Origin of the sequence: Aeoliella fuhlenseeensis (genome assembly GCF_052161615.1) — a bacterium.
In the GTDB taxonomy this organism is placed as follows: Bacteria; Planctomycetota; Planctomycetia; order Pirellulales; family Lacipirellulaceae; genus Aeoliella.
Genome location: NZ_CP197417.1, coordinates 4,664,902 through 4,683,464, shown reverse-complemented (window position 1 = coordinate 4,683,464; position 18,563 = coordinate 4,664,902). Strand labels below are relative to the sequence as shown.

Here is an 18,563-nt window from a genome sequence, read left to right as displayed (position 1 = left end):
CGCTTGCGCGTCGTGTTACAATGTCCGCGACGATCTTGCCACAAGCCGTGACGAGTTCTTCGCAAGACTTTCTGCTCTCGGGAGAAACACGAATGAATCTGCGTGGTACCTTGCTGCTGTCCCTTGTTTGCGTTTCGGCTCTTGCCCCGGCGGAAGAACTTCCGCTTGCTTTCAACGGCAAGGACTTCACGGGTTGGGTAGTGCCGGAGAACAACGAGTGGTGGGCGGTTAGAGACGGCTTGCTCGAAGTTCGCAGCGATCCTGGGCGCAAGGGTTCCAACCTGTTCACGGATAGAGAGTATGGCAACTTCGTCATGCAGTTCGAGTTCAAGATGGGCGAAGGGACCGTCGACTCGGGCATCTTCATGCGGGGTAAGCACGATCAGATTCAGATCGGCGAGTCGGGGTCGCTCAAGCGTGATCTAACGGGTTCTCCTTACATTCCGGGAAAAGGCTACCCGAAGGAAGCCGAGGGAGTCGCCGAGCTGTTGAAGCTCGACGACTGGAACTCGATGACCATCGTCGCGATGGGCCCTACGTACACCGTTTGGCTCAATGGCAAATTGGTCCTCAACTACACTTCCAAGACCGCCAAACAGCGCGGGCCTATTGGCATCCAGCTCCACCCCGATCGCGACATGGCGATGGAGTACCGCGATATTCGGATCGCGGAGCTGGACTAACCTCAGCTCGCGCCAAGCGTTAGGGGCACGCGGAGCTCCTCGCCCGCGCGGACGATGGTCAGCGTGATCTGGTCGCCCGGTTTGTAGCCGTCCATCGTTGCGAGGAAGTCGCTGGCGGTTTTGATCCGTTGGTCGTCAACGGCTACGATCCAGTCGCCTCGCGAGACGTCGGAGGTTCGGGTTTGGTAGGCGATGCCACCCTTGCGTCGGACTTCGACCTGGACGATCGCTTGCAATCCAGCTTTCTCGGCGGGACCGTCGGGTTGCATGATTTCGATCTTCACGCCGCGGCCCGCAAACTCGCGTAAACGCAGGATGCCGTGGTCGGGGCGGACGATGCGGCCGTGGGCGATCAGCTCGGGGACGATCGCGGCGATGCGGTTCACGGGAATCGCAAAGCCAACGCCCGCGCTCTGACCGGTGCGTGTGGCGATGGCGACGTTCATGCCAACCATTCGCGCTGCCGAATCGAGCAGCGGTCCGCCTGAGTTACCAGGATTCATCGCGGCGTCGGTCTGAACGAGCGACTTCATCTCGCCACCCGTACGTCCTTCGATCGAGCGGTTGAGGCTCGAGATGATTCCTTTGGTCAGCGAACCTTCAAGACCAAACGGATTACCAAGCGCGTAGACGTGTTGGCCCACGCGCAGCCCATCGCTGCGGCCCAGTTCGAGCGGGTAGAGTTCGTCGCTAGGGGCGTCGATCTTTAGCACCGCGATGTCGTGCTCGCGATCCTGCCCGATGAGCTCGGCGTGGTAGCTCTCGCCGGTTGCCAGGGTCACTTCGATGGCCTTGGCGTTCTCAATGACGTGGGCGTTGGTCAGGATGTGACCTTCCTTATCGAGTACCGAGCCCGAGCCCGAACCCGCTCCGGGGACACGTCGCATGAAGAAGGGGTCGATCTGTTCGGTTTGCGTATCGATGTTCACGACGCTGCGGTTGGCGATTTCGTAAACGTGGATGTTCGACTGCTCTTCGGGCGTGTACTCGGCGGGAGCCTGTTCGCCGGTGTTCGACGGAAACTCCACCGCGGCGGGCATGACCAGCGAGGCGGCTTGCGGAAGCACGGCAGGTGAGCCTTGGTGCTGCTGGAAGTAAAGCGTGGTGGCGAGGACTCCCGTGAGAATCCAGCCGGCGGGCATCAGAATATGGCGGGACATGGCAGTGTGGATGGGTTGGTGGAACGAATGAATCTAGGCAGCCTCCTGGCTGCGGAATGCTAATAATACGTCGCCATCGGAAAAATCGTTCGCGCGGGCGAGCGGGGCCCGTTAGGGCCGTGGCGATTTCCCAAGTGGGTTAAAGTCGCACATCACGATTATTTCAATGGGTGCGACTTTACTCAGGCAGTCGGGGCCTGGGTGTGCGTTGTAAGTGGTTGTGTGTGAATGGTTTATGGCAAGTCGTCTGAGAGTTTGTTTCAGGATAATGTCGCAGGGGTAACCCGCAGGTGCGACTTTACTGGGGGGCATGTAGGCCGGATCGAGCGGAGCGCCGATCGGGCGCTTGGCGTGTTGGATTTGTGGTCGTCCACCAAGTCGCTCACGCGAAGCGCGTAGCATGTCCGCCCTCGGCCGTGTGATGGGATCGAGTACCACGTGAGACACGGCCGGGGCGGCCATGCTACGGGGCTCACTCAGGGGCGAGATTCTTCGGTCGCCTAAGGTTCCCTCTGAATGACAAGTGCTGCTTGGTCTATGGAGGCGAGTTTTTCCTTTGTTTTCAGCGTTCATTGCCGGATCGGCGCTCCGCTTGATCCGGCCTACATGGTCTCAACCTACCATGGGCGCGAGTACTTTCTAGTCCCTTTTTGGAACATTTGTACATTTTGTTGGAAATAGCTTTCGGACCGAGGATTCTGAGGAAAATGGGGGGAAAGTTGCCCCGTGTCTACACTCGTTCCCACGCTCTGCGTGGGAACACATGGGCGACCGCTCCGCGGTCCTTCCTCGCAACGGCCGCAGAGCGGCCAAGCATGCATTCCCACGCAGAGCGTGGGAACGAGGCTGAGTAGAACTCCACGCACAACTACGCCAGGCTGTAGCCCGCGACGCGGCGGGCGTCGGCTAGGCAGGTGGCTAGGCGTTCGGAGACGAGGTCCAGAAGGGCGTCGTCGTCGAGGTTCTCGAGTTCGGCGGGCGTGAGAGCTTTGCCGCAGACCAGGCCGATCGGTTTGGGGGAGGGGAGGCTCTTGCCGCGGGGCATCGCCTCGTAGCTACCCGCGATGCCGATAGGGACCACGGTCGCGTGGCCACGGCGGACGAGGGCGATGAAGCCTGGTTTCAGGGGTTGAAGCTGTCCGTCTTCGCTCCGGGTCCCTTCGGGGAATAGGAGAATGGCATCGCCTTGCTTCAGACGTTTGAGCGTCGCGCGCAAGCCTGCGAGGCCGCTGCCGTCGCGGTCGATCGGAATCGCATCGATCGCCCGAATCAGGGGGCCGAGCACGCCGGTGAACAGGGTGTCGCGGGCCAGGTAGCCGATGGGTCGGGGGAGAAAGCTCCCTACGATCACGGGGTCGAGATGGCTTTGGTGGTTGGCGAGCAGCACGACCGGGCCGGTGGCGGGGACGTGCTCGACGCCGCGAACTTTGACGCGGAAGTACAAACGCGAGAAGCCTCCCAGGGCCCATTGGGCCGCTCGGTAGTACAGGAGCTTGGGAAGCGAGCGTTTATACATGCGATGCGAATGACCAATTACGAATTAACAATGACCAATGAAAAGCACTGATAAGAAGCACTGCCGAGGCGATGGATCACTTATGCTGCTGGACGATCTCGTAGAGGCGGTCGACCACTTCGTCGGGCGACATGCCATCGGTGTTGAGCACCACGGCGTCGGGGGCTTGGATGAGGGCGCCGATGGGGCGGGTGGCGTCGCGCTCGTCGCGCTCGTGCTGTTTCTCCAAAACTTCTTCGAGGGTCACCGTTTCGCCGCGAGCCATCAGGTCGTGGTACCGCCGCTCGGCACGGACTCGCTCGCTGGCGGTGAGGAAGATCTTGCACTCGGCGTCGGGGAACACGATGGAACCTTGATCGCGTCCCTCGGTCACGAAGTCCTGGCCCTCGGCCGCCGCGCGCTGGAGTTCAACGAGCCGAGCGCGAATGTTCGGATGGTCGGCCGCGTAGCGAGTGGCAGAGGTGATGGCGACGGTTCGAATCGCGCGGGTAACATCGCGGCCATCGACCAGCACGGCGTCATCACTCAACTCGATGTCGAGTCCCGCAGCGACGCGTTCGAGGGCGTCGGAGTCGTCGAGCTCCACGCCTTGCTCCAAAGCCATGAACACCACGGCACGGTACATCGCGCCGGTATCCAGGAAGTGAAACCCCAATCGCCTCGCGAGCGCGCGGGCAGCGCTACTCTTACCAGCTCCGGCAGGTCCATCGATGGTGACGATCATGGGGGAGGGGGGAGGGAACCGGGGGGCTGAGGGGCTGGGGACTAGAGGCTGGGGGTTCTACTTACTCACTTACTCACTTACTCACTTACTCACTTACTCACGAACCGTGGCTAGCGCCAAAACGGCTAATTGCTCACTAGTAACATCACTTCTAGGAACTCGTAGGGGGCCATGGCGACTCGTGCGTCTCCAGATTCGATGGCCAGTTGTTGGTCGGGTTCGCCTCGGAAATTTACAAGTTGTGCTTCGACGATCGGTCGCCACGCGGCAAGCAAGGTCGAGACGGGTCGACCGGCGGTTTCCAACAGTCTCACGCGCAGGACTTGGCCGACCTCGGTTTGTTCGGTGGCCAAGTGCGTTGCCGTGACGTTGGCGGCCCCGATGCGAAGCCACCAGCCCGTGGTTTGGGTGGGAGCGGCTGCGGGCAAACTTGCCAAAAGGGCCGGGTTTTGCCACGCCGCGAACGCCTCGGCCGGGTACCGGCAATCGACCTCGTAGCTTAGGCGAGCGCGGGTGTTTTCGCCAGCGGCCTCGACGAGCGTCGTGTCGAGCATCCGGTCGCTATGCCAACGGTGCGACCGCACGCGATCGCACAGCACGGCGACCGGCGAGCGAGCACTCAGGATGCCAACCCACTCGGCACGAGGACGTGTCCGCTGGGTCTCGAGATCGACTCCGCCAAGCCCGCGTGTGAGGAGCGAGTCTTTGTCGGGCACCGCGATGCGACTAGCGACGGCGCAATGCCTTGCGCGGTCGGAGGTCGGTTCGAAGTCGACTTCGATACTCAGAGTGTGCGACTCGCGGGCGAGGGTGGTCCGCTGTTCGACTTTCGCGAGTGTCTTGCCATCGCGATCGACCACGCGGTAAGTGCTGGCGAGGGTTCCACGCTCGTCGCCCGACTCGACCACCCGCCAGCCATCCACGGCGAGTTGCAGGCCCGCGGCGATTCCTTGCGGACCGATCGGCGCGACAGCCAAGTACTGCGACATGCGATTGCCGCGCTTGGCGTGCAGTCGCGTTGCCGAGATGCCGCCAGTGCTTGGATCGAACACCACGTCCATCACTTCGTTGTGCAGGGCACCGTCTTCGCAGCGGGGCAATGCCGCCACCATGCGTGGGAGCCACAACCAACCGAATGCTGGGAGCTCGCCACCGGAAAGCACGCGAGGCACGGATGAGGCGTTGAGCCACAGCGCGCCGGCGGCCGGCTCGTCGGATGAATTCGAGACATCGCTCGTGCCAAGCAGGTTGGCGAGAGATTCGAACGTGGTTCCGTCCGCGCCGGCGAACTGGGCGAGGGGGGCGACGAAGTCCGTTGCGTCTGGCGTTTGGGGCAGAGTTTCCGGCTGGCCCTTCGCAGCCGCCGGGGCAGGGTAGTCGTCGGCGGGCATCGTGCCGGCGTAGTCGTGCGACGAGGTAATTTCGAAATAATCTTCGAGCGTGATCGGCCGGCCGAGGAGCGGGCTTCGCTTGGTGACTTGGCGGAGGTCGTCGTACCACTCGGTGCGATGACCGGGCCAACCGACCACTAATAAGGACGCCGCGAGGTCGTAATTCATCGACTGCTGCATCACCTGCGACAGTCCGAGCATGGCCGAGTCGCTGCCGGCGTCGATCGGCTGGGCGGCGAGGCCTTCGATGGTCTGGTTGTCGAGCGCGGTCCAGGTGGTGCGGCAACTGGAGCCCGGCGGCATCGGTCCCCCCGCGAAGTTGCTCAGCACCGCCGCGTGGTAGCCAAGCCGATAAAGCATGCCCGGCGCGAGCGGGGCGAAGGGACCGGAATGGCTCGCGAACACACGCATTGGCTCGCCCAGGTGTTCCTTGGCGTTGTCTTGGGCGCCGCGGAGTTCGGCGAGGAGCTGTTCGGGCAAGAGTTCGGCGAGCGAGCCGCCCGCCGTGGTTCCGCCGCATAGGCCGACCCGCCCCTCGTCGATCGCCTCGCGAAGGGCTTGGAGCGAGTCCGGGTGCTGGTTCCCCAGGGTGTCGAGCACCTCGGCGGTCACCAGGACATTCAGCTTGTCGGCCGTGCGGCACTCTTGGGCGAACGCCTCGCCCAGCGTCGACGGGGCGGTGAGCGAGAGGTCGATCAGGTGGAAATCGATGGGGTAGTAGTGATTGCGGTTCTGCATCAACTGGTCGTACGCCGCGACCAGCCGGTCGGTGGCGGTGGCTTCGTCCCCAGCCAGGCGGGCGTCGGCCGCCTCCACGACGGCGGTCCGGAGCGAGTCGAGCGAGGTCATCCGGTCGTAGCGCATCGACCGGGTGAGGAGTTCCATCTGCAGGTAGGCGAAACCCAGGGCGTAGAAGTCGGCGGTGACCGCGGGATCGGTCGGGAGGTCGATTTCCACGGCCTCGGCGATGCGGGAAATAACCTCGCTCCGCCGGCCGAACTGTTGGAGGCGAGGTATCCACGGGTCGTCGGGCTCCCAGGGATCGGTGAGGTGCGACTGGGCGACCGCGGGGACCAGCAACAATTGGTCGGGCTCGCGGCCCACGTCGACCAGGGTGTCCACCGCCGCGGTACCCGGTAATTGGCGGGTTTCAACGAGCAGCCTGGGGTGCCAGAGCGAGGTCCACAGGGCCAATAAATTGGCGGCCTGCGGGCCGGCGAGCTGGGGCGACAGGTCGGCCAGCGACTCGCCGGGAAGGGCTAGGGTGGTTTGAACGAGGGGCATGGCACTCGGAAGGGTGGAAAACTCGTCAAAGTCGGAACCGTTCGGGCCAACCGGCAGGTGGGTGCCCTGAACCCCCAAATTAACTGGTACACACTTCGTAACGAACGATTACAATGGAAGTTACAGCCTAGGGGCAATTTGGCGACCACGGTCGCACCGGCCTCGTCGTGCGCCATGGACGCACGGCGGTCGGCACTTATCCCCCGTTGTACCCGCGTAGACTACGGAACGTCGACCGCCCACCCTGCGTACAAAGTAAGTAGGCTGGTGTGTGGGGTTCGAAAATCGGAATAGAGGAACGAGATAGCATGGCCAAGAGTGGTGCTGTTTGGGGTATCGATATCGGCAACTGCGCGCTCAAAGCGCTGCGGTGTCGCCGTCATGAGAAAGATACCAATCGCATCGTCGTCGAGGCATTCGACTTCGTCGAATACTCGAAGATCCTGACGCAGCCCGAAGCCGATCGCGAGGCGCTGATCTCCGAGGCGGTGGCGACGTTCGTCTCGCGCAACGACCTCAAAGGCGACCGCGTTGCCGTGTCGGTGCCGGGTCAGAGCGGTTTGTCGCGGTTCATCAAGCTGCCGCCGGTCGAGGCGAAGAAGATCCCCGACATCGTCAAGTACGAGGCGAAGCAGCAGATTCCCTTCGCGCTCGAAGACGTGGTGTGGGACTACCAGCAACTCGCGAGCGCCGGCCAGGAAGAAGGCTACGCTCTGGATCCCGAAGTCGGTCTGTTCGCGATGAAGCGCGATCAAGTGCACCGCGCGATCCGTCCGCTGACCGAGGCGGGCATCGAGGTCGACTACATCCAGCTCGCGCCGCTGGCGATTTACAACTACTCGGTGTTCGACCGGATGAACAATCTGGAAGACGCCCCGCCCTACGATCCCGAGCACCCCCCGAAGAGCCTGCTGGTGCTGTCGTTCGGCACCGAGACCACCGACCTAGTGGTGACCAATGGCTTCCGCGTGTGGCAGCGTAACATCCCAATCGGTGGCAGCCACTTCACGCGTGCCCTGACCAAGGAGATGCAGCTCACCTTCACGAAGGCCGAGCACCTGAAGCGCAACGCGACGAAGGCCGAGGACCCGAAGGCGCTGTTCCAGGCGATGCGGCCCGTGTTCAGCGATCTGGTGGCCGAAATCCAGCGGTCGATCGGGTTCTTCATGAACAACAACAAGAACGCCGAGATTGGCGATATTGTTGCCTTGGGTAACCCCATGCGACTGCCGGGCCTTCAGCGCTATTTGTCGCAGAATCTCGAGCAGAAAGTGGTGATGCTCGAAGAGTATCCCGGCCTGATCGGTGGCAGCGTCACGGCTGCCCCGCAGTTCCAGGCCAACCACCTGAGCTTCGCCGAGGCGTATGGCCTGTGCGTGCAAGGTTTGGGGCTGGGCAAGCTCAACACGAACTTGCTGCCGCAAGAAATCGTCACCCAGCGGCTGGTGCTCGGCAAGAAGCCGTGGACGGTGGCCGCCGCGGCGGTGCTGATGCTGGGGCTCACCGTGAACTACGTCAGCCACGCCAGCAGCTACCGCAGTACCGAAGTGGTCGGCAGCGAAATGGAAGTGGCGCTCAAGCAGGCCGCGAGCACCAAGAGCCAAGCGGATGGGTACGCCTCGACCCATTCGGCGCTCACCGCGAAGTTCGACGAGCTGCTGACTATTCGCAAGAACCTGCGGAGCAACGACGACGGTCGGCTGTTGTGGCTTGAGCTGGTGAAGGCGATCGACACGGCACTGCCGAAGGATCCTCGCCCGATTGCCGAGCGCGAGATGACGGCCGAAGACGTGCGGAACCGGACAGAGCTGCACATCGATTCGATCGACTGCGAGTACTTCCCCGAAGTTTCCACTTGGTACACCGAAGTGGGTACGGCGCTGAAGGAAGCGGCGAATATCAAGACTGCTGACGCCTCGGCCCCGGCTGCCGAAGCCGACGCTGCCGCTACTGCGGAGGGCGATGCCGCCGCGGAAGACGAAGGCGAAGCCGAAGCTCCTGTCGATGCGGCCGCGCAGGCGGGTAGCGAAGAGCTGGCCGAATCGGACGCCGCGGCTGCCGACCAATTGGCCGAGCAAGCGCTGGCCGAGGACCTCGGTGCCGAAGCGGGTGTGGATGGCGAGATGGTCGAGGCCGGTCCCTCGGGCCCGGGCTGGGTCGTTCAGCTCACCGGCTACCACTATCACAACAGCGATATCGAAAACCCCGGCGAGTTCAACCTCGAAGACGAAGCGGGGCAGTTTGTCCGCCGGACGTTGATCAAGAACCTTCGCGAAGGGACGGTCACGCTTCCCGACAGTAAGGGCCAGCCCAAAGAGTACGCGATGAAGGATTTGGGGATCGTCTACCCGGTGATGATAAGCAGCTATCGCCCTGTCGCCGTGTTGTACGACCCCAACGCGTCGACCCCCGAAGAGGCTTCGAAAGCGTGGAGCGACTGGGTGGCGTCGCAGGACCCCGCGAACGCAGCAGGTGGACCCCGGCCAGGCTTCGGCGCGCAGCCCGCACGGAACGCCCCCGTTGCCGAGGTGCCCAAGCCCGAGCACTGGAAGCTGCGGCGTTACCCGTTCAAGGTGCAGTTCGTCTGGCAACCCAAGCCGCGGACCGAGCGCGACAATCCGACCAACGTGGCAGCGGATGGTGCAGAGTCGTTCGAGTAACCGGATCGTTTAAGCAACGGGCTTCACGCAATACTTTCAATAGCAACCCGCGTAACGTGGTTGGAGAGATAATCGGATGGAACAAGTAAGAGTAATCCTGGCCTGGATGACCAAGCACCACTTCTGGTTGCTTTCGGGTCTTGCCGTGCTCATCAGCTCGGTGGTTTGGTTCCTGGCCGCCGGAGATTTGGCCAAGCGGAAGCAAACGAACCTCGGCACCATCAACACGGCCTTCTCGGCACAGGACACGATCGCGAACCGCGCGCTGCATCCCAACGACACGGTGAACCAGCAGCAGCAAGCCGAGATCGCCGAGCTGTCGGAAGAGACCAAGAAGATTTGGCAGGAGCTGTACGACCGCCAGCGAAAGGAGGTGCTGAAGTGGCCGCCGCAGTTGCCGCAGTCGTTCCGTAGCTTCGTCGAAGGTAAGCAGTTCGGCGACGACATCGATCAGCTCCGCCGCGAACAGTACACCGACTACATCCGCGGTCGCTTTAAGGACCTGCCGAAACTGATCGACGCGAACGAATTGGTCGAAGAAGGCCCCGCGGCACTCAACCGCGGTACCGGCACCGGGTTTGGCGGCGGCGCTGGCCGCAGTGGATTTGGTGGCGGTGCGGGTGGGGGTGGATTCAGCAACACCTCGGAGGTGCAGTACGACGAGAACGGTAACCCCATCGAAGTCGAGTACACGGTCTACTGGTCGCCCGAGGATCAGGAGCGGATTCGCAAGGACCTGGACTGGGCCACCACGCAGTCGCACTGGCGCATCTGGGTGACGCAGGAAGACCTGTGGGTCTACGAGACGATGCTTCGCGCCGTCGCTGCGACCAACGAATCGGTGAACGCCGATCGTCAGAGCAACGCCTTGATCACCGACATCGCCGCGATGCAAGTCGGCCGCGAAGCCGCTAAAGAAAGCCGCACAAAGGGCCGCATCGAGCGGCTGCAGAGCACGACCGCCGGAACGGGTGAAGAAGGCGGGGACATGCTGACGGAAGATCCCATGGCCGCCGAAGGTGGCATGGAAGAGGGAATGGACGGCGAGATGCTGGGCCGGGGCGACACGGGCTCGGCTGGTGGCGATGCCCCGCTGAGCAACGCCGAAGAGAAAGCGGTGCGGTTGTCGCGTCGTTACATCGACGCCGAGGGCGCGCCGATCTCGGTCATGGCCGAAGACGCCCCGCTCGACCCCGCGACGTTTGGCCAGGAACTGAAGCGTCTGCCGGTTCGCATGGTGCTAAGGATGGACATCACGGCCATTCCCAAGCTGATGAGCGAACTGGCGAACGCCGACCTGCAAATCCAAGTGACCGAGGTTCGCGTCGGAGTCGACCCCGCCAACGCCTCGGGTGGCAGTAGCGGAGGTGGAGGTCGCGGCGGTGAATTTGGCGGCGGCGGTGGCGCATTCGGCGGTGGTGGTGCCTTTGGTGGCGGCATAGCTGCCGAGCAAATCAACGTGTTCGACCGCAAGGCCAACATGAAGCCCGTGATCATCCAGGGCGTGGTGTTGATCTTTAACCCGCCCAATCCGGCGGTGCTCGAAAGTGGCGATGGGGGCGAGGGAGAAGCCGACGCCAGCATGTCCGTTTCGCTTTAGTCGCAGCACAATATCCAGAAGTATTACACGGTTAGCATTTAAGTCGAACAAGCGTTCGCAAGGGAGAAGAGAACATGAAAGGCAAAGGACTCGATGCCGTTAAAGGTCTGGCACTGCGTCATGGCGAAAAAGTCGTGATGGCGCTGGTCGTCGCAATTGCCGCTTGGCTCGTGTATGGCACGATGAGCCACGAGGCCCTCCCCGAGAACCGAAGCGCGCAGAACCTCAAGACCAAGTCGCAGCAGGTCAGCAGCACGGTCAGCCAGTTCACGTGGCCCGAAGCTCTGGAAAGCGCGCCCGAGGAAGTTCGCGAGTTCGAGCCGGTGAAGTCGGTAGCGTCTGTCGAAATCCCCAGCGATCCTTATCTGCTAAGTGAGAACCTTGACGCGCCCGTTGTTCCGAAGTTGGAGCTGCGGAAGGATCCAAAGCTGCTGGCCGTGACGGAGTTCGAAGGGAGCGCGGTGACGGGATTGTTTGCGTTTCTCGATGCGGAGACAGCCGCAAAAAAAGAACGGGAACGTCAGCGGGAGGCTGCTGAGTTAGAGCGAGATCGAGCGCTTCAGGCAGAAGAACAGCGGCGTGAAGAAGAACGTCGTGCGGGCCGCCCGGGACAGCCCGGTGCAATGGATCGCGGTTTCGAAGATCCGTTAGCCAATCCGAACCAACGCCCCGTGGCCACCACGCTTCCGCGAGCTGGCGTCGACGTGACTGAAGACGATCTTATCCGCAAGTTGTCTTGTGCCGTGGTGATGGCGAAGGTGCCGCTGCCCGAGCAGCTCAAGGAGTACAAGAAGGTGCTCAAGGAGACGCGGTTCTACGATCCCGGTAAGGATTTTCCGCAGTACCTTGGCTACTTAGTCGAACGGGCGGAAGTGACGGGCGATGGTGAGCTCAAGTGGACGAAGCTGGCATTCCCCAACGGGCACTACAACATCGAAGGCGACACGGCGCGGAGCCTGCCGGCGGTGACCTCGGCCAACGACATGATCAATCGCATGACCTTCAACTGGGCGCAAGGCATGGAGGACGAATTCGACCCACGCTACGCCCATGAGTCGCTCACGGTACCACTGGCTCCGCTGGTCGCCCGCAATTGGGGCGAGATGGCCTACATGTCTGCCGTTCCGCTGGCCATCGATGTCGAGCGGGAGATGATGAACGAACAGCCCGTCGAGGCCGAAGGTGCGGCACCCGGCGGCGAAGAGGATCTCGACTTCGGCAACGCGTTCGGTGGCGCTGCGGGTGGAGCCGGTCCGGCGGGCCGTGGTGGCGCTGGCTTCGCCGGCGGCGGTCGCGGTCGCCCCATGGGGGGCGGCGCTGAGTTTGGCGGCCGTGGCGGTGGTCGCCCCATGGGTGGAGGCGGACGCGCGATGGGTGGGGGTGGTCGTGGCGCAGCGATGGGCGCGGGTAGCGCGCAGTTCGATGAGAATGGCGAAATGATCGTCGATGTCCCCTTCCTGATGCTTCGGTTCTTCGACCTCACCGTGCAGCCCGGCAAACGATATAAGTACCGCGTGAAGATGATTCTGAGTGATCCCAACTACCAGGTACCGCTCGACCAGCTCGACCAAACCGTACAGAGCCGCAAACGCGGCCCTGCGATCTACACCGAGTGGAGCGAGCCGAGCATGACGATTGCCGTGCCGCAGGCCGGTATCGTTCGCGTCGCCGAGTCGAAGCCACCACGTACGGGCTACTACACCGAGCCCGAGGCGACGATGCTCGTCGAGTCGTTTAGCGTCGACCCCAAGGGCAATGCCATGCAGGGTTCGATCGAAATGCCTGCGACGCGCCGCGGCGCGGTGATGAACTACCAAGGCCCCGTCGAAGTGCTCGTCCAGCAGGGGCGAATGATTGAGAAGGTCGAGAACTTCCCGATCGACACCGGCGTCGTGGTGCTCGACCTCGATGGTGGCGACAGCTACACCCGCGAACTCAAAGAGCCGACGCATGCCCTGCTAATGGACGCGTCGGGCCGAATGTTCCTTCGCGACGAACTCGATGACGAGATCGACGTCGCCATCCACCGCGCGGTGTTCGCCGAGACGGAACCTGGCGAGGCGGGAGCCGGCGGATTCGACCCCGGACGTGGTGGTGGTCGTGGCGGCGGTGGTGAGTTTGATTTCTAAGGGCGATGAATATTCGTCCCTATCCGAGCCTCCGCGCGTGTCATTTCGAAGCAAGTAGGCCGGATCAAGCTCCGCGCCGATCCGGCTATTGGCAGTTTGCCGGCGGTTTCGCTTTGCTAGTGTCATTCGAAAGCGCGAATCCCGGCATCAGGTCGCTGGACACGATTGATGTCGTCTCCAGCACCTGAACGTGAAGCGCCGGATCGGCGCGGAGCTTGATCCGGCCTACTGGCCTACGACTACGTGCTCCCTACCCGTTATCGCGTAGCCACTGGCCCGTGTGACTTGCCGTGCAGTCGACGATCTCACAGGGGGGGCCCGCGAAGACGACTTCGCCACCGCCTGAGCCTCCTTCAGGACCAAGATCGATCAGCCAGTCGGCGGATCGCATGACCGAGGTCTGGTGTTCGATCACGACGACCGTGTTCCCTGCGTCGACCAGTTGGTGGAGCACCCCCAGAAGTTGCTCGACGTTGTGCGGATGCAGTCCCGTGGTGGGTTCGTCGAGAATGTAGAGCGTATGTCCGGCAACTGGCCGGCCCAGCTCGGTGGCGAGCTTGATGCGCTGCGCTTCCCCTCCGGAGAGCGTGGTCGAAGGTTGACCCAGCGGTAAGTAGTCGAGTCCCACGTCGACGAGCGCTTGGAGTAAACGTTTGACGCTGCCGAAGTTTTCGAAGAACTCAACCGCTTCGCCAATCGAGAGGTCCAGCACCTCGGCGATCGACTTGCCGCGGTAGGTGACACGCAGAGTCTCGCGATTGAACCGCGCACCGTGGCAGGTGGGGCACTCAATGAATAGGTCGGGCAGGAAGTTCATCTCGATTTTCTTGAGCCCCTGTCCCTGACAGTCGTCGCATCGCCCGCCACTGACGTTGAAGCTGAACCGGCCGATCTGCCAGCCACGCTGCCGGGCGAGTTTGGTGCCGGCGAAGATTTTGCGAATGTCGTCGAAGATGCCGGTGTACGTCGCCGCGTTGCTGCGGGGCGTCCGGCCGATAGGGGATTGGTCGACCAGCACCGCCCGATCGATGGCCGACGTGCCGCGAAGCGAACGGAACGGCCCCGGCTTGGCGATCGCGCCGTGAAGCTGCCTTGCGAGTTGGCGGGCAAGCGTCTCGATCACCAGCGAGCTCTTCCCACTTCCGCTCACGCCCGTTACGCAGGTCATGAGGCCCAGCGGGATGTCGAGCGTGGCGTCCTTGAGGTTATGGAGCGTTGCCCCTTCGAGCACTAATCGTTTGGTCTTGAGTGCCTTGCGGGCCGGACGGAAATGGCCGTTCTCGTCGTGGGCGAGGTACTTACCGGTGAGCGACTCGGGATGCTGGGCCACTTCGTTCGGGGTGCCGGTAGCCACGACATGCCCACCATCACGCCCCGCACCAGGACCACAGTCGATCAGGTAATCGGCGGCCCGCATGAAGGCCTCTTCGTGCTCGACCACGATCACCGAGTTCCCCTGCTGCTGCAGTTCGCGGAGCGTCTCGATCAATCGGCCATTGTCTCGCGGATGCAGCCCAATCGAGGGTTCGTCGAGCAGGTACATCACGCCCACGAGACCCGAGCCGATGGCCGTTGCTAGCCGGACGCGCTGTAGCTCGCCTCCGCTGAGCGTGTCCGCGCGGCGATTGAGTGCGAGGTAACCAACGCCGGCTTTTTCGAGATACGCCAGTCGATGCTGGATCTCGCGCACTAGTGGCTTCGCGATGGGCTGGCGGTCGGCATCGAAGGCGACTTCGTCGAAGAACTTCTTGGTGGCGGAGATGGTGAGGGCGGTGAGTTCGTCGATGGTGAGCCCACCCACACGGCTCGTCCGCGCGGCACGACCGAGTCGAGTTCCGCGGCAGTCGGCACAGGTGACTTCGCCACGGAAGGTGCCGAGATGCTCGCGAAGTTTGTCGCTCTTCGCGCCCGCCCATTCGATTTCTAGTTCAAGTAGCAACCCGCGGAACTTCTTGCCATCGCCGGTCAGTAGTTCTTGCAGTCGCTTCTCGGTCCAGGTCTCGAGCTTTGCGTCTTGGTCGAACCCAGCGAGCAGGGTGGCGTGCTTGTCGGCCCGCGACTTGGCTTCGCCCCGCCAGGGTGCAATCGCCCCGCCCGCTAGCGATCGTGTGAGATCGGGGAGCACCAGTTCGGGATCGAAACCCTCGCTAACGCCAAGCCCACTGCACTCGGGGCACGCGCCGTAGGGACTGTTGAAGCTGAACGTGCGTGGTTCGACTTCGGCGACGCTGGTGCCGCAGCGGGGGCAGGCGAACTGCGTGCTGAACACTCGCTCGTGCCACTCGTCCTCGCGCTCGCCGTTTTCGCGAAGCTGATAGACAATCTCCAGCACCCCATCGCCATGCTTCAGCGCAAGCCGCACCGACTCGGCGAGTCGCTTCTCGATTCCTTCGCGGATGACAATCCGATCGACCACGGCGGAGATGTCGTGCGTCTTTCGCGCGCCGAGTTCGGGGATCTCGTCGATGGGATAGGTGGCCCCGTCGATGCGCACCCTCGCGAAGCCAGCCTTTCGCGCGGCGTCGAGCACCTCACTGTGCATGCCCTTGCGACCCCGGACCAGCGGCGCGACGATCATCACCCGCGAGTCGGTCGGCATCGCGGCGATGGACGCCTCGATCTCGGCGGGCGATTGCTGCTCGATCACCGTGTTGCACTCGGGGCAGGCGAGCGACCCCGCGCGGCTGAACAGCACTCGCAGGTGGTCGTAGACCTCGGTTACGGTGCCCACCGTGCTGCGAGCGTTGTGGCTCCCGGCGCTCTGGTCCACCGCGACTGCCGGCTGAAGACCCTCGATCGAGTCGACGTCGGGCCTTTCCAGCTGGTCGAAGAATTGCCGGGTGTAGACGCTCAGCGAGTCGATGTACTGCCGCTGCCCCTCGGCCAACAGGGTGTCAAACGCCAGGGAGCTCTTACCGCTGCCCGAAACGCCGGTGATGACCACCAGCTGGTTACGGGGGATGTCGACGTCGACGTTGGCCAGGTTGTGCGTCCGCGCCCCGCGAATGCGGATGTGACCGTTCGAGCTGGTAGCCGACTCGGGCATAAGGAATTGCTGTCACACGGTGGACGATGGGAGCCTGTGGCGCAATCCGGCAGTATAACCCAACCCCGTGGCGGCTATAAGGGTTAAAGCATGCCCGAGCCCCGGCTGCCGCCGAATGCGAGCCGGTCCGACACCAGCCTCGGAGCCCTGTAATGCGCCTACCCCCGCCCCCCAAATCCCCCATTAGTTGACACCGGCTCCAATCGACATTAGTCTATATAGGATAGGGAGTTAGCGTCGATTCCGGAACGTCGTCGCTACCAGGCTTCTCGCTCCCTCGGACCTATAGGCGGCGAATGCAGGCGGCTGGCAATAGGTAGCGCCCCGGCTACCGAACACGCCTTAGGCGAAACCTGTTACATTATCCTCGCTGCCCACGCTCGTTTCTCGCTCCCGACACCTTCGAACCCCGATAGCAATACATGGACCTGGGCCAATACCTCGTCAAGCAGGGACTTATCAGCGGCGAACAGTGGGCTGAAGCGAAGAGCCACTCGATTTCGCAGCGCATCAAGCCTCAGGATGCCCTGGTGCAGTTGGGCTACGCCTCGAGCGAGCAGATCATGCAGGCCCTGGCGGCCCGCGATGGCTACGACTACTACGACCTCCGCGACGTGGCGATCCCGCCGGCAGTGGTGGAACTGGTCCCGGAGTCGGTCGCCCGCGAAAACGCGGTGATTCCGCTGTCGGAAGAGAACGGCGTGCTGCGGGTGCTGGTGAGCGACCCGCAGGATTTCGACACCATCGACAAGCTGCAGTTCATCCTGAACCGCAAAATCGAAATCGCGCTGGCGACCCGCGAAAGCATCCTCGAGGCCATTAACCGCAACTACGGCCAGATTGGCGACGAGTCGGCGGACTCGATGCTGCAGGAGTTCACCGATACGGCCATCGACTTCACCGAGACCGAAGAGGGGGACGGCGGAGACGACGACGACACCGTGGACGAGGCAAGCGCCCCGATCGTCCGTTTGGTACAGCTCATGATCGGCGAGGCGGTGCAGCTCCGGGCAAGCGACATCCACGTCGAACCGTTCGAAGACCGGGTCCGCATCCGTTACCGCATCGACGGCGTGCTGGTCGAACGCGACAGCCCGCCCCGCCGGTTGTTGGGGGCACTGCTCTCCCGCATCAAGATTTTGGCCCGGATGGATATTGCGGAACGCCGCAGGACCCAGGACGGCCGCATTAAGATCACCGCCGGCGGCAAGGAGCTCGACCTCCGCGTCAGCATGCTCCCGACCAACCACGGGCAGTCGTGCGTGATGCGGCTGTTGGACAAGGACAACATCAAGGTCGGTGTCCGCCAGCTTGGATTGTCGGAGCGAGACTTCAAGGTATTCCGCAACCTGATCCGCCGGCCGAACGGTATCCTTTTGGTGACAGGTCCGACGGGCTCCGGAAAGACGACCACGCTGTACGCGGCGCTCAACGAACTCAACCGGCCCGACCGCAAAATCATCACGGCCGAGGATCCGGTGGAGTACTACCTGCCTGGCATCAATCAGGTGGAGGTCAGGCACTCGATCGGGCTCGACTTCGCCCTGATCATTCGGGCAATGCTACGTCAGGCACCGAACGTGATCCTGGTGGGCGAGATGCGGGATTACGAGACTGCCAGCATGGGAATTCAGGCGTCTTTAACTGGACACCTTGTATTCAGTACGCTACACACGAACGATGCGCCCGGTGCCATTACACGTATGGTCGATATGGGTGTCCCCTCCTACCTGGTCGCGGGAAGTGTCGTGGGCATTTTGGCCCAGCGTCTGGTACGCGTGATTTGCGCAAAATGTAAGCAACCTCACACCTATCGCGACGCTGAACTGCAGGCCGCTGGATTCACTCCCGAGCTGCTCGAAGGGGCCACGTTCATGAAGGGCAGGGGGTGTAGTCACTGTGGCGGAAGCGGCTACCGGGGACGGCTTGGTGTGTTCGAATTGATGACAATGAGTTCCCGCATTCGCGAGCTCACCTTCCAGGGGGCATCGACTCAGGAACTCCGCAAAGAAGCCATAAAGCTGGGGATGACAACGCTTTACGACGACGCCCTGCTGAAGGTTTCCAAAGGCATCACGACCATCGACGAAGTGTTCCGCGTCGCCAAGAAGACCACCTAGCCGCGGCGGATCCCCGCCGACGGAGTCCAAGCTTCGCCCCGCCAGGGCAAACGACACACCTCCGCCGATGCCGGCTGGGTCCCTCTCGACCGGGGCAAGCTGGAGCCCCCATCGGCGAGCCAACTGGTGACCAGGATAGCGCGAAACGCATTAACTTGAAGTAAAATCGAGACTTGAGTCGCCTCGCGAGGAGGCGAATAATCCATTACCGGCCGCTCGTCACAGGCGCGTGGTCGGCTGCCAGGCGCCG

At 62.7% G+C, this 18,563-nt stretch carries 10 protein-coding genes; 5 read left to right on the top strand and 5 right to left on the bottom strand.

Going from position 1 to position 18,563, the window contains the following annotated elements:
• The first annotated feature begins 20 nt into the window (after positions 1-20).
• Positions 21-683 carry a 3-keto-disaccharide hydrolase gene (locus tag SH292x_RS18265; protein WP_442482457.1) on the top strand — a complete coding sequence of 221 codons (663 nt, stop codon included), beginning with the start codon at positions 21-23 and terminating at the stop codon, positions 681-683.
• Between the two features lie 2 nt (positions 684-685).
• Here SH292x_RS18265 and SH292x_RS18260 read toward each other — a convergent pair whose 3' ends face one another.
• From SH292x_RS18260 to SH292x_RS18245, 4 genes are all read right to left on the bottom strand, one after another.
• Complete coding sequence (locus tag SH292x_RS18260) at positions 686-1,843, bottom strand: S1C family serine protease (RefSeq protein ID WP_442482456.1); 1,158 nt, start codon at positions 1,841-1,843, stop codon at positions 686-688.
• An 868-nt stretch (positions 1,844-2,711) separates the two neighbouring features.
• Positions 2,712-3,359 (bottom strand): lysophospholipid acyltransferase family protein, encoded by a 648-nt coding sequence (locus SH292x_RS18255; protein WP_442482455.1) that lies wholly within the window; start codon positions 3,357-3,359, stop codon positions 2,712-2,714.
• Between the two features lie 76 nt (positions 3,360-3,435).
• Positions 3,436-4,083, bottom strand: a complete 648-nt coding sequence (gene cmk / locus SH292x_RS18250; RefSeq protein WP_442482454.1) for a (d)CMP kinase — start codon at positions 4,081-4,083, stop codon at positions 3,436-3,438.
• Between the two features lie 125 nt (positions 4,084-4,208).
• Complete coding sequence (locus tag SH292x_RS18245) at positions 4,209-6,758, bottom strand: hypothetical protein (RefSeq protein ID WP_442482453.1); 2,550 nt, start codon at positions 6,756-6,758, stop codon at positions 4,209-4,211.
• Between the two features lie 308 nt (positions 6,759-7,066).
• Here SH292x_RS18245 and pilM point away from each other — a divergent pair, with 308 nt between their 5' ends.
• From pilM to SH292x_RS18230, 3 genes are all read left to right on the top strand, one after another.
• Complete coding sequence (gene pilM / locus SH292x_RS18240; protein ID WP_442482452.1) at positions 7,067-9,418, top strand: pilus assembly protein PilM; 2,352 nt, start codon at positions 7,067-7,069, stop codon at positions 9,416-9,418.
• Positions 9,419-9,494: 76 nt separating this feature from the next.
• A complete protein-coding gene (locus SH292x_RS18235) occupies positions 9,495-11,018 on the top strand; it encodes a hypothetical protein (RefSeq protein ID WP_442482451.1) in 1,524 nt (507 codons plus the stop codon).
• Between the two features lie 74 nt (positions 11,019-11,092).
• Positions 11,093-13,147 carry a hypothetical protein gene (locus SH292x_RS18230; RefSeq protein WP_442482450.1) on the top strand — a complete coding sequence of 685 codons (2,055 nt, stop codon included), beginning with the start codon at positions 11,093-11,095 and terminating at the stop codon, positions 13,145-13,147.
• Positions 13,148-13,397: 250 nt separating this feature from the next.
• Here SH292x_RS18230 and uvrA read toward each other — a convergent pair whose 3' ends face one another.
• Positions 13,398-16,193, bottom strand: coding sequence for an excinuclease ABC subunit UvrA (gene uvrA, locus SH292x_RS18225; RefSeq protein WP_442482449.1), 2,796 nt, complete (start codon positions 16,191-16,193; stop codon positions 13,398-13,400).
• Between the two features lie 422 nt (positions 16,194-16,615).
• Here uvrA and SH292x_RS18220 point away from each other — a divergent pair, with 422 nt between their 5' ends.
• Entirely contained in the window at positions 16,616-18,313 is a 1,698-nt protein-coding gene (locus tag SH292x_RS18220; protein WP_442482448.1) for a GspE/PulE family protein, read from the top strand.
• Positions 18,314-18,563 lie beyond the last annotated feature (250 nt).

Coding starts and splice junctions, on each gene's coding strand:
- SH292x_RS18265 (WP_442482457.1), top strand. CDS start 21: ATGTCCGCGACGATCTTGCCACAAGCCGTGACGAGTTCTTCGCAAGAC.
- SH292x_RS18260 (WP_442482456.1), bottom strand. CDS start 1,843: ATGTCCCGCCATATTCTGATGCCCGCCGGCTGGATTCTCACGGGAGTC.
- SH292x_RS18255 (WP_442482455.1), bottom strand. CDS start 3,359: ATGTATAAACGCTCGCTTCCCAAGCTCCTGTACTACCGAGCGGCCCAA.
- cmk (WP_442482454.1), bottom strand. CDS start 4,083: ATGATCGTCACCATCGATGGACCTGCCGGAGCTGGTAAGAGTAGCGCT.
- SH292x_RS18245 (WP_442482453.1), bottom strand. CDS start 6,758: ATGCCCCTCGTTCAAACCACCCTAGCCCTTCCCGGCGAGTCGCTGGCC.
- pilM (WP_442482452.1), top strand. CDS start 7,067: ATGGCCAAGAGTGGTGCTGTTTGGGGTATCGATATCGGCAACTGCGCG.
- SH292x_RS18235 (WP_442482451.1), top strand. CDS start 9,495: ATGGAACAAGTAAGAGTAATCCTGGCCTGGATGACCAAGCACCACTTC.
- SH292x_RS18230 (WP_442482450.1), top strand. CDS start 11,093: ATGAAAGGCAAAGGACTCGATGCCGTTAAAGGTCTGGCACTGCGTCAT.
- uvrA (WP_442482449.1), bottom strand. CDS start 16,193: ATGCCCGAGTCGGCTACCAGCTCGAACGGTCACATCCGCATTCGCGGG.
- SH292x_RS18220 (WP_442482448.1), top strand. CDS start 16,616: ATGGACCTGGGCCAATACCTCGTCAAGCAGGGACTTATCAGCGGCGAA.